Origin of the sequence: Burkholderia sp. Ac-20392 (genome assembly GCF_017104585.1) — a bacterium.
GTDB classification, from domain to species: Bacteria; Pseudomonadota; Gammaproteobacteria; order Burkholderiales; family Burkholderiaceae; genus Burkholderia; species Burkholderia lata.
The window spans coordinates 1-1,124 of record NZ_JAAGPB010000980.1 but is presented as its reverse complement, the minus strand read 5'-3'; the positions used below and the strand labels follow the sequence as shown (position 1 = coordinate 1,124).

Genomic DNA, 1,124 nt, shown 5'->3' with positions numbered 1-1,124 from the left:
GCCGGCCGTCGACGTCCACCGTGTAAGGCCCATGCGACTGGAAGTTGCCGTTCGCGCGCACCGGGCCGCCGAGGAAGCGCCCCGACAGGTCATGCAGCGACGCGCCGGCCTCGGTGAACCGGACACTGCCGCGCAGCGCCGACAGCGGCGGCACGCCGTTGGTCGTCAGCGTGTTGCCGCCGAACGCGAGCGCGCCTTCGATGTGCGTGTGCGGATGCGCGACGTGCTGCGGAATCGTGATCTTGAGCGCGAGCGACGCGGGCCCCTGCGCATCGATCCGCTGGCCGATATGCCCGCTCATCGTGCCGAGCGAGCTGTTGTCCGCGTAGTCGATCAGGTCGGCCAGCGGGCCCTGCGCATGGCCGTCGATGATGAGCGGCGAGTGGGTCGGATTGCCGAGATCGTCGATGCGGCCGGCCACCTTCGTCAGCGCGACGCGCTTGTAGTGCGCGCGGTGGATGTCGAAACGCAGCTTGTTCTGCGCGAGTTCGAACACGCCGTCGATCCCGTCGAGTGCCGGCCAGACGCTCGGCGTGCCGTTCGCGAGCTTGCGCGGCGGGTACGGCGTCGGTTCGAAGCGGCCGCCGGTGAACGGCGCGACGATGTGGAACACGCCGGCGTCCGGCTCGTGTTCGAACGGGAATTTCTCGAGCGGGCCGCGGGCGACGATCGACGCGCCCTTGGTCACCTGGCCGTCCTGCAGCGCGTGGCCGAGATAGTCGCGCAGGTGCTCGGACATCCCGGTCGGCAGGTAGCGCGGAATGCGTGCCACCGACGCGCGGGCGAAATCGGCGCGCAGGTCGAGCGAGCCGCGGCCGTGGCCGGGGTTCGTGTACGAGCCGGACACCGCGATTTCGGCATCGGGGTTCGAGACGAGCAGGTCGGGCAGCGATACGTCGACGCGCGCGTGCTTGTCGCCGGCCGCGGGCGTGATCACCCACTTGGCGTTGCCGCGCAACCGGTCGAACGTCAGGCGCGGCTCGTCGAATTCGCCGGGAACCGTGACGGCCGCGTTGACCGTGTCGAAATGCGCACTGCCGCCCGTCTCGTTCGCATCGACGCGGCCCCACAGGTTTTCGACGCCCGGCCAGCCGGCGCGCGGGTGGCCGCGCGGCGACAGGCCG

At 70.8% G+C, this 1,124-nt stretch carries 1 protein-coding gene; it reads right to left on the bottom strand.

What is annotated here, in order from left to right; genetic code table 11:
* Nucleotides 1–1,124, bottom strand: a 1,124-nt coding sequence (locus tag G3N99_RS40245) for a DUF3971 domain-containing protein (protein ID WP_277396505.1), incomplete at both ends; no start/stop codon positions are given.